Raw genomic sequence first — 9,137 nt, 5'->3', positions numbered from 1 at the left:
AACAGGTCTGGACCACCGTCTGCGGGAACACGGCGCTGGTATTTGGCGATCAACTTGGGATCGAACGTGCCCGACCGGTCGCGCGGAATGTCCAGCGTCAGCTTCACCGAGCCGGTCAGCATCGTCTTCTTCGAGCTGCCGTTGCGCCGATTGACGACGCCCGCTTCGGCCTCCGATTCAAGATGATCGTCCAACTCTGCGGCCAGCATTCGCTCGGAAAGCGCCTTCTTGAGCTCGTCGATCAAGCCGTCCTTGGCAAACAAATCCTGAGGATCACGCCCCGCCAGCAGCTGATCCAGCAACTCCTTGTCGATAGCCATACCGATGGTCCTTTCTGCTCCATCTATATGACCTCGTGCACAAAATTACTGACAGTCCCAACAGATCTGGATCAGGAAAACCAGTTCAGGACTCTGAGTGATAAAGCTCGTCAATGAGATTTGGACCTGATCCGCGGATCACCATACACAGCGGCATCTGAAAGCACCGCAATCAGGCCTGACAGAAGACCGCACTCGATCACCAGTTCAGAAGGTCAGAAACCCTCTTGCATCATGGGCGGCAACCACAGAAGTCCTGAACTTGACAGCTCCATGGCTCGGTCGCGATCCCTTTGACAGCCCCCCACGCTTCTGTACGCCGCACCGGACCAAAAGCCAACGCATTACACACAAGCGAGAATGCCACCATCGCTCACGATGATACTGCCGGTCATGCTCCGGGAATTAACGGCAGAAGCTAACAGCACGTACGCTCCAGCATGATCAGCGGGCTCGGCCACGAAGCCGAGCGGCGTGGATTTTGCGACCGCGTCCACCAGCCGTGGATCCTCGCCCAAGTGACGTTCGTGCGATCCCAGAGCGGCCAGTCCGGCCAAGGCCGTCACCGTTCCACCCGGCGCCACGCCATTCACTCTAATATCCGGCGCCCATTCCTGGGCCAGTTGGTATACCAGGCCGCGGGCGGCGAACTTGCTTGCTGTATACAGCGCGCCGCCACCGCCACCGCGAAAGCTTGCGGTGGAACAGGTCAGGATAAGGCTGCCGCGCGAAGCCTTCAGATGCGGGTAGGCCGCGCGTGCGATGAGAAGGTACGACGCCACGTTGATGGCGAACAGTTCATTAAACGCGGTCAGTAATTCCCGTCCGTCCATGCGGTCCACGCGCCTGTACCAATCGAAGACGCCCGCGTTCCCCACCACGGTATCAATTCCGCCAAACCGATCGATGATCAGGTCGACGCACCGGTTAACCGCATCAGGATCGGCAGCGTCGCCCTCCAGTATCTCGCAGCGCGCTCCAAGTTCTTCCTTAAGTTCACCAAGTTTCTCGGCGTCTCTGTCAATCACGACGACCATCGCACCTTCCTCAACGAACCGACGCACAACCGCCCTTCCGATCCCAGACGCTCCGCCAGTAACGATAGAGCGGCATCCTATTAGCCAACCAGCCATTCTCACCATCCTCTTTTTGTTTTAGCAGTAGCGCCGCCTGCCTCCATACGCTGCGAATTGCCATTTACAAGCGGCGGCATGGACCGATGGCATTTTCCGGAGCGGGAAGCACGCTGTCGCGTTTTGACTGCGAAAATTGAGCCATCCCCGATTGGAGAACCGGTAGATCGCCGGTTCCCGTCGCACGATGCATGCACCGCTTCAAAAACCCAGTCTCGCCGATGAACAGCACTGCGGCGTCCTCCGCCAGGGTCACCAGCGCATAATCGCGGACAATCTCGCGCTGTGCCTGGGGGCCCGGCGGCCGCGCCCGAGAATAGTCTGCTGCCGCCGCTACATCAGTCGTTAGACGCGTCGGCTCGCAACCAGCCCGTCATGCGATGGCCATCGCCCGGTAATCCGTCCAAATAATAGGGCCGTTAAGCTCCAGCGTGGTCGCAATCGATGTGCTCTTAATCCATAGCCTCCATGCCATGGAGAATGAATGATTCAGAGTTAAATCAATTATGCAACTGCAGCTCCAATAAGGTGACGGGGTCGGAGTGGCGCTTATAGGCAAGTGTCGGATCGCCTCCTGCAATGGGGTCTGAAGTGATGTCTTATGTTTCGCCATCGGCGAAATCGTACTTCGCTAAATGCAGATGGTACAAAAAATGTCATTGGATTACGAGGGGCGCTGAAATTTTAACAGGATTCCCCTTGACGCTCATGCGGCTTCCCCTCGAAGGTTTGACAGTTGTGGCAATCGAGCAGGCGGTGGCAGCGCCGTACTGCACTGCCCGGCTTGCCGATGCCGGCGCCAGGGTCCTCAAGATTGAGCGACCTGCAGGCGATTTTGCCCGAGGCTACGACGATGTCATCCTGGGCCAAAGCAGCTACTTCGTCTGGCTGAACCGCGGTAAGGAGTCAGTCATGCTCGATCTTAGCGAGAAGCCAGCGCTTGCGAGACTGCGGGCTCTGATCGATAAGGCCGATGTCGTTGTTCAGAACCTGAAACCGGGCGCCATCGAGCGCCTTGGCCTTGATCCGCAAGATTTGTGTGCTCGTGATCCCGCCCTAATAGTATGCTCGATTAGTGGATATGGCCGATACGGGCCACTGGCGGATCGCAAGGCATTCGATCTGCTCGTGCAAGCCGAATCCGGACTTTGTTCGATAACTGGCGGAGCTGAATCGCCTGGCAGGGTTGGATTTTCGGTCGTCGATATCGCCACAGGCTCGGCCGCACATGCAGCGATCCTTGAGGCTTTGCTTGTGCGCGACAAGACCGGATCGGGGGCTCAGATCGACATCTCGATGTTCGATGTCATCGCGGAATGGCTGACCGTTCCACTTCTCCAGGCCGAGAGCGGCCGACCACCCAGCCGCATCGGCCTGAAGCATCCATCAATCGCTCCCTACGGGGTCTTCGTCACTTCCGACGGGAAAGATCTGCTGTTGTCGGTCCAACACAATCGGGACTGGACCATGTTGTGCGAACACCTTTTGGATGACAAGAAACTGGCAAACGATGCGCGGTTCGCGACGAATGTTCAGCGGGTGAGAAATCGAAAACTGACCGACGCGCTTGTTGCCCAGGCTATCGCGCAACTGTCGCTCGAAGAAGTGTGGGCTAAGCTCGTCGCTGGCGGAACGGCCTTCGCCTGCCTGAATGACATCAACGCGCTCTCAAGTCATCCGCACCTGCGCCGGATTACGGTGCAGACGCCGGGCGGGCCTGTTCGGCTTCCCGCTCCACCTGCGCAAGTTCGTGGCGAAACACGGCGCTACGGGCCCGTTCCCGGGATCGGACGCAATGAGCATCTACGGTCCGCGATCGCACCATGCGAGGCTGACGAACCTGCAGTATAAAAAAGGGGCTCCGGCCTTTGAAGGGAGGAACAAGTGTCATTTTCCCTAGCGTGTGCTTCGCATACTCCAGTGATGTTTGACGAAGAATTGGCGAGTTCGGACACGTGTGCGTCGGTGCGCCACTCCTTCGAGAAGATTGGCAAGTTCGTCTCGGATTTCGATCCCGAACTGATCATTGAATTCGGGCCCGATCACTTCAACGGTTTCGGCTATTCGGTAATGCCCAGCTTCTGCCTGGGAGCCGCAGCGCGTTCGGCGGGAGATTGGGGTCTCCCACGCATAGATATGCCGGTACCCGAGGAAACCGCGTTGGAGCTTCTCGATCACGTTCGGCGCAAGAATTTTGATGTAGCGCTATCCTACGCGATGGTGCTGGATCACGGCTTCATCCAGATGTGGGACTGCATGTTCGGCCAGATAGACCGATATCCACTCATACCGGTCTTCATCAACTGCGCCGCGCCTCCCTTGCCGAACTATCAGCGGGTGCGCAAGCTCGGGCAGGCGGTCGGCGAGTTTGCGAGAGGTCTTAACAAACGTGTGCTTTTCGCGGCCTCCGGCGGCCTTTCCCACGATCCGCCGATTGGCAACATTCGGACCGCAAAAGGTTCCTTGAAGCAGCGGATGCTGGGACCGGTTGCCGAATCTCCAGATGAGCGGGCGGCGCGCGAAGCTCGGGTCAAGGAATTCGGGCGCGAGGTCCACGAGGGGCGCGGAAGGATCATGCCCCTTAATCCCGAATGGGATGCGCTGGTACTTGACATGCTCGAACAGGGACGGTGGGATTTCTTCGACGACCTAGAACCTGGTCAAGTGAGTAAGAAGTCCGGTTCAGCCGCCAATGAAATCCTGTGCTGGGTCGCCGCAACTGCGGCGATGGACGCCTGTACACCCTATCGCGTCGTTCAGAAGGACTACATGCCAGCTCCAGGGTGGATCGCAGGCGTTGGTCATCTTGCCGCCGAGGAAATCGCTACGCAATAACTGCAACCAAGTTACCGCTAAATAAATAAAAGTTGATCTGGGAGGAAATAAAATGACAAATAAGGTGATTATCGCTGGGAAGGTACTGCTTGGCATCGCGCTTAGCACGAGTTGGGCGGCGATTGCGCAAGCTCAGACAGTCGAGCCCCAATCCGACGCTGAAAACGCCCGGCAAGCTTCGGGCGACGAACTCGGCGAGATCGTAGTTACCGCCCGCAAACGCGAGGAAAGCCTTCGAGACGTGCCACTCTCGATCTCGGCCCTTTCCGGCGCTGCGCTTAGCGAGAAGCAGATCGTCAATCAGGCTGAACTTTCGTTCCGGGTTCCGAACTACCAGCAGACGAATGGGGTAAATGTCGCCTCATTCATGCGCGGTGTGGGTTCGGGATCGAATCCGTCGTTCGAACAGGCAGTCGGCACTTTCGTTGACGGCATATATGCAGGTCGCGGTGCGCAACAGACATATCCCTATTTCGACCTAGAAAGGGCCGAAGTGCTGCGTGGTCCACAGGTGACGCTCTATGGCAACAGCGCGATCGCCGGGGCTGTCAATGCGATCTCACGCAAACCCGGTGATGAACTGTCCGCGGACGTGAAAGCCAGCTATGAGTTCAAGAATCGCCAGGTGAAACTGGAAGGCGGGGTGACCGTCCCTGTTTCCGATGACTTGTCGGTTCGCGTCGCCGGCTTTTTCGATAAGCTCGAAAAGGGGTGGATGCTCACCTACCGGCCCACACAGATTCCTGGCTGGACCCGCCGGGATCCCCAGTGGGAAAATTGGGGTGGTCGCATTTCCACGCACTATGAAATTCGGTCGGACCTGACGCTGGATCTCAAGTACGAAATCTTCCGCATAGCTCAGAACGGAAACACGCTTCAGGCTGTCTCGAACGCGGGCACGCCCACCGTGACCGAATTTAAGTTCGATCGGGAGCGTTCGTTCGGCAACGCCCTGCCCTTGCCCAATTACTCGTACGACCCGATGCGGATGAAAAGCCAGACAGTGCAGGGTACGATTTCCAAGGAAACCGATTTGGGCACCTTATCGGCCACCAGCGCCTATGTTTGGTACAAGTGGTTTCTCAACACTGAAGCAGATATGTCTCCGGTGCCAATACTAAACTTTTCACATTCCGAAGACTTTGACATGTTTAGCCAGGAAATTCGTCTTACTTCGGATGGAACGGGCAGGTTCGATTATGTAACTGGCCTCTTTTTTCAGAAAGAAGATCTTTTCCTTGAAGGAGAGTTCGAGGGGAACTTCGCCGCTATTGGAGCGCCTGTCCCTCCCTTTGCCCGGATCATCAGACTCAACCAGAAAACGCAGTCGTTGGCCGCATTTTTTGATGGGAACTACAAACTCACGGATAGACTAATTCTGAACCTTGGCGGGCGATATCTATACAGCGAGAAAACTGCCTCGCAGTATTCGCGTGCGCACAATATTCTCGACAACGCACCGCGCCCCGATCTGGAAGTTCCCCTGGCAGCGCTCGGCAACCGGTCGGTCTTCGGCCTATTCTTTGGCCAGCCTCACGAATTCAAGGGACTGTCGCTTTCTGAAAACCATTTCATGCCTCTCGTCGGCCTGAAATACCAATACACTGATGATCACATGGCCTATATCAAGGTCGTCAAGGGCGCGAAGGCAGGTGGGTTTGACTGGGCTGTCAACCATCTCAATCGCGATACCGTCGATTTCAAGCCCGAGAAGGCGACTTCCTACGAAGCTGGTGTGAAAGGTGTCTTCAGGAGCATCGGATTTAGCTATGGGCTGAACGTTTACCGCATGGAAGTGAAGGATCTGCAGGTTAGCGCGTTTGACGGCTCGCTGGGTTATATCGTGGGCAATGCGGCGGAAGCACGATCGGAAGGCTTTGAGGCCGACTTCAGCTGGAATTTTCTTGACGGGCTGCGTTTGAACGGCGCGGTGGGCTACACCGATGCAAAATACGTCAGCTTTCCGGGCGCGGCCTGTTATGTCGAACTACGGCTTACGGCACCCGCCCCTTGCCGCAGGGACCTGTCTGGCGGACGGTTACCGTTTACCGCCAAGTGGTCCTGGTCGCTTGGAGGGCAGTATGTCGCGGATTTGGGAGACTTCGAGTTGAAGACAAATGTCGATTACAGCCATCGCGGTCGTACTAACATCGCTGCGATCACCGATCCTGGTCAGTGGGAACGCCCGGTGGGATTGTTGGACGCGCGCATCACACTGAGCCCTGCTGCAGGCAGCTGGCAAATTGCGCTCATTGGTAAGAACCTGACTAACGAACTTTACAGCACCTACGGGACGGAGGCCCCCTCAAATCCGCTGGTTCGTCTTCGCAACACCGAGCGTCCGCGTCAGATCGCCGTTGAGGTTGGTTTTAAGTATTGACACACGGGCAAGACCCGTTGCGCGGAGTATTGTAAATGTCAGTGAATTTTGAAGAAAAAGCGGCTGTCGACAAGCTTTTGGTCGATTCAAGCGTCTATGCATCGCATGATCGGTATCACGACTTGTTCCGGTATCTGCGGGCACATGAGCCTGTTCGGATGTGTCAGCCAGAGGGCTTCAATCCTTTCTGGACCGTCTCCAAACATGCCGACATATGCGAGGTGCAACGGCAGCCTGCGCTTTTCATCAATGCTCCGCGCAACACGCTTCTACCTATTGCCGTGGAGGATCGCCTTCAGCGCGAATTCGGTAGCAAGCTCATCATGAACACCATGCTGTCCATGGACGGAGAAGAGCATCAGGTGATGCGCCGTCTGGGTGCAGAATTTTTTACGCCCGGTGGGATTGCAAAACTGAAGGAAGGGTTCGGGCGGGCCGCCAATTTCTACATCGACCGAATGGCAGACCAGGGATCGACCTGCGATTTTGTGCAGACCGTCTCTGCCTGGTACCCGCTTCGTGTCATCCTTCAGGTCTTCGGTCTGGATGAATCGGATGAGCATGAACTGCATAGGCGCTCGCGCGAGTTCATTGAATCGCAGAACCCGATGCTTAGCGCAGAGGGACGTCAGGCGGAACGCATGGTCGCCTGCTGGAACGCGTTCTGCGACTATTTTCGTCCACTGGTTGCGGATCGGCGCGCAAGACCGAAAAATGATCTCGCCTCCGTCATAGCAAATGCCGTCATCGACGACGAGCCAATCACCGATCGGCGTCTGTTTTCCTATTACATCCTGATTGTTGTCGCCGGTCACGACACTACCAGCACCTCTCTGGGTGGCGGGATGCTTCAGTTGATGCGGGACCGCAGTCAGTTTGAACGCCTCAAGCGTGACCCCGCCCTTATCCCCACGGCGGTGGATGAAATGATTCGATGGTCTGCACCTGTCAAACATTTTCTGCGTACGGCAACCCATGACTACGAACTTCGCGGTGCCAGCATATCTGCCGGTGATACCCTGCTGATGGCCCTGCCTTCCGGCTGTTACGATGAGGATGTGTTCGACCGTCCCTTCGCGTTTGATGTGGCGCGCAAGCCAAACAGGCATATCGCATTTGGATTCGGTGCCCATGTTTGCCTTGGCCAGTATCTTGCCAGGCTCGAGTTATCGACCTTTCTTGAGGTCTTCCTTGAGCGGGTGAAGAATGTCGAACTGTGCGGTGAACCTGTGCATTCCTCAACACTATTCCTTGGGAATGTTGATTATCTTCCAATCAGATACGAGATGGCTGACTAGGGTATCGGTGTTTGTACTTCTTCGGGATACTGCTTAATGAAGATTTCCGCCGCAGTTCTTCGGGCGCCCGATGCGCCATATGTGATTGAAAGGCTTGAACTGCCGGATCCCGGTCCGGGGCAGCTGCTGGTGCGCATCGTTGCGGCAGGCTTCTGTCATACCGACGTTGTGCCGAGGCGAGTGCCCTCACCTTCCGGTACCTTTCCCATTGTCACCGGCCATGAAGGGGCCGGAATCGTCGAAGGGATAGGCGAGGGCGTTCGCGGGATCGCGTTGGGCGACCACGTGCTGATCTCTTACGATTCCTGTGGAACCTGTGCTCAGTGCAAGGCCGACCGGCCGTACTTCTGTGAGAGCTTCGCGTCACTCAACCTCTATGGACCGGGCCAGCATATCTGCCCTGCAACCGATGACCGCGGCGGTCAAGTGCGCACACGCTGGTTCGGCCAATCCTCTTTCGCCACCCACGCCCTGGCGACGGTCCGCAACGTGACGGTCGTGGACAAGGACCTACCTCTCGAAATCCTGTGCCCCCTCGGTTGCGGCATTCAGACCGGCGCGGGCACTGTGGCCAACATATTTGGGATGAGACCCGGGCAATCGTTGGTGGTTTTCGGAACCGGCGGCGTTGGAATGGCCGCGATCATGATGGCCCGCGCGCTCGGCGCGGCCACGGTCATCGCCGTGGACGTGATCGAAAAGCGGCTTGAGGTGGCACGCGACTGCGGCGCCACCCACATTGTCCTGGCGGGCCGCGATGATCTTGCGGCAATCCTGGGGGCAGCCATCCCAGGTGGGGCTGATTTCAGTTTCGACACCACCGGTCGAAATGACGTCCTGTGTCAGGCACTCGAAGCGATCCGCCAAGGTGGCGTCTGCGCACAGGTCGGTGGGGGGGGCGAATTGGTTATCCCTTCCGCGATCCTGAATGGTCGCACGCTAACCCGCGTCATCGAGGGTAATGCCGTTCCGCAACGCTTCTTGCCGCAACTAATCGCTCTTTGGCGCGAAGGTCATCTACCCCTGGAGCGCATCGTTGAGACCTTTTCGCTGGCGGACATCAATAGCGCAGAAAAGGCGTCTTGCGATGGTTCGATCATAAAGCCGGTAATCAGGCCCTCCGCTTGCTTCAAGTGAACGAAACGGCGTAGTCACGTACTGGAATGAAACA

At 57.0% G+C, this 9,137-nt stretch carries 7 protein-coding genes; 5 read left to right on the top strand and 2 right to left on the bottom strand.

What is annotated here, in order from left to right:
- Positions 1-320: transposase (locus GGQ98_RS17675; RefSeq protein WP_184071926.1), on the bottom strand; the 320-nt coding region annotated here is incomplete at its 3' end.
- Between the two features lie 344 nt (positions 321-664).
- On the bottom strand, positions 665-1,453 hold the full coding sequence (locus tag GGQ98_RS17670) for an SDR family NAD(P)-dependent oxidoreductase (RefSeq protein WP_184071924.1): 789 nt from the start codon (positions 1,451-1,453) through the stop codon (positions 665-667).
- A gap of 708 nt (positions 1,454-2,161) precedes the next feature.
- On the opposite strand from GGQ98_RS17670, the gene GGQ98_RS17665 reads away from it, so the two are divergent.
- Genes GGQ98_RS17665 through GGQ98_RS17645 form a run of 5 tightly spaced genes read left to right on the top strand, consistent with a single transcriptional unit; the run spans position 2,162 to position 9,103 of the window.
- Positions 2,162-3,304: a CaiB/BaiF CoA transferase family protein gene (locus GGQ98_RS17665; RefSeq protein WP_184071927.1), complete on the top strand. Its 1,143-nt coding sequence runs from the start codon at positions 2,162-2,164 to the stop codon at positions 3,302-3,304.
- Positions 3,305-3,337: 33 nt separating this feature from the next.
- The gene (locus tag GGQ98_RS17660) at positions 3,338-4,288 is read left to right on the top strand and encodes a 3-carboxyethylcatechol 2,3-dioxygenase (protein WP_341534254.1); all 951 of its coding nucleotides are present in this window, start codon (positions 3,338-3,340) and stop codon (positions 4,286-4,288) included.
- Between the two features lie 52 nt (positions 4,289-4,340).
- A complete protein-coding gene (locus tag GGQ98_RS17655) occupies positions 4,341-6,668 on the top strand; it encodes a TonB-dependent receptor (RefSeq protein ID WP_184071919.1) in 2,328 nt (775 codons plus the stop codon).
- A 35-nt stretch (positions 6,669-6,703) separates the two neighbouring features.
- Positions 6,704-7,966, top strand: a complete 1,263-nt coding sequence (locus tag GGQ98_RS17650; RefSeq protein WP_184071917.1) for a cytochrome P450 — start codon at positions 6,704-6,706, stop codon at positions 7,964-7,966.
- A gap of 36 nt (positions 7,967-8,002) precedes the next feature.
- Positions 8,003-9,103, top strand: coding sequence for an NAD(P)-dependent alcohol dehydrogenase (locus GGQ98_RS17645; RefSeq protein WP_184071915.1), 1,101 nt, complete (start codon positions 8,003-8,005; stop codon positions 9,101-9,103).
- The last annotated feature ends 34 nt before the right edge of the window (positions 9,104-9,137 follow it).

The sequence above is a fragment of the Sphingosinicella soli genome, assembly GCF_014199685.1.
In the GTDB taxonomy this organism is placed as follows: domain Bacteria; phylum Pseudomonadota; class Alphaproteobacteria; order Sphingomonadales; family Sphingomonadaceae; genus Sphingosinicella; species Sphingosinicella soli.
This window is presented reverse-complemented; position numbering and strand designations above follow the sequence as displayed.

Excerpts from the sequence above, each read along its gene's own strand:
- GGQ98_RS17670 (WP_184071924.1), bottom strand. The coding sequence starts at position 1,453 with ATGGCTGGTTGGCTAATAGGATGCCGCTCTATCGTTACTGGCGGAGCG.
- GGQ98_RS17665 (WP_184071927.1), top strand. The coding sequence starts at position 2,162 with ATGCGGCTTCCCCTCGAAGGTTTGACAGTTGTGGCAATCGAGCAGGCG.
- GGQ98_RS17655 (WP_184071919.1), top strand. The coding sequence starts at position 4,341 with ATGACAAATAAGGTGATTATCGCTGGGAAGGTACTGCTTGGCATCGCG.
- GGQ98_RS17650 (WP_184071917.1), top strand. The coding sequence starts at position 6,704 with ATGTCAGTGAATTTTGAAGAAAAAGCGGCTGTCGACAAGCTTTTGGTC.
- GGQ98_RS17645 (WP_184071915.1), top strand. The coding sequence starts at position 8,003 with ATGAAGATTTCCGCCGCAGTTCTTCGGGCGCCCGATGCGCCATATGTG.